General features: G+C 69.6%; 1 protein-coding gene and 1 pseudogene. One reads left to right on the top strand and one right to left on the bottom strand.

Going from position 1 to position 1,046, the window contains the following annotated elements:
• Positions 1 to 814, top strand: an 814-nt coding sequence (locus tag KUTG_RS15630; protein ID WP_043717636.1) for an alpha/beta fold hydrolase, incomplete at its 5' end; no start/stop codon positions are given.
• On the opposite strand, the pseudogene KUTG_RS61285 reads toward KUTG_RS15630, so the two are convergent.
• A pseudogene (locus tag KUTG_RS61285) lies at positions 708 to 1,046 on the bottom strand (hypothetical protein); the annotation flags it as partial. The gene KUTG_RS15630 and the pseudogene KUTG_RS61285 overlap by 107 nt on opposite strands.

Here is a 1,046-nt window from a genome sequence, read left to right as displayed (position 1 = left end):
CGGGCTCGGCGGCGACCACCGTGGCCTGCGGGAACTGGCCGACGCGCTCGACGGGGTCGACGTCGTCGTGCCGGACCTGCCGGGCTACGGGGCGTCGCCGCCGATGGCCGTGCCGCACACGTTGGAGAACTACGCCGCCGAGATCGAGCGGCTGCGGCTGTCGTTGGGGTTGGACCGGTTCGTGCTGGCCGGCCACTCGCTGGGGGCGTCCATCTCGCTCGTCTACGCCGCTCGGTACGGGGCCGCGCTGGACGGGCTGTGCCTGTTCAACCCCGTGTCCGAGGCGACCGGTCCGACGGCCTGGCTGGGCAAGCTGTACTACCGCATCGGTTCTTGGCTGCCGTTGCGGGCGGCCCGGTTCTGGCTGTGCAGCAAGCCCGCCGTGTATTTGGCCGACGCCTTCGTCATCGTGACCAAGGACAAGGCCCGGCGGCGGTGGCTGCTCGACATGGACTACGAGAACTACCGCAACGCCAGCGTTCGAGCGATGACCGAAGCCTTCCTCAGCTACTTCGACACCAGCTTCGCGTCGTTGGCCGCGCAGGTCTCCGTGCCCACCCTGGTGATCACCGGCACCCGCGACGGCATAGCCCCGGTCGACGCGGTTACGGCTCTACAGCAGGGGATTGCGGATTCCGAGCTGGTGATCGAACCCGGCGCCGGCCACCTCTTCCCGGCCGAGGAACCGGCACGCGCGGCGGAACTGCTCACCGCTTTCCTGGCAGCACCCCCGCGAGTCCCGCTCTCCGGCACACCGAAATACGGTTTCGAGCAGATGACCGCAGCTGACCGGCCACGGCCGACGCGGCCGTGAGGATCACCAACAGCGGGATGACGGCCGTGGGCGGCATCTGGTAGCTGCCCCGGCTGTCCTGCTCCACCACCTTGGCCTCGCCGTTGTGCAGGGTGAGGTAGTCGGCCCATGGCAGATCGGCCACCAGGATCGCCAGGGTGGCGACGGTGCCGTCGGTGCGACGCAGCGACAGCCCGAAGTTGAGCAGCCCTGGCAGCTCGCCGCCCTTGAAGCTGAGGCCCAGTTCGCCGGG

It is taken from the genome of Kutzneria sp. 744 (assembly GCF_000568255.1).
GTDB lineage: Bacteria > Actinomycetota > Actinomycetes > Mycobacteriales > Pseudonocardiaceae > Kutzneria.
The sequence above is the reverse complement of the archived record's forward strand: the minus strand, read 5'-3'. Positions and strand labels throughout refer to the sequence as shown.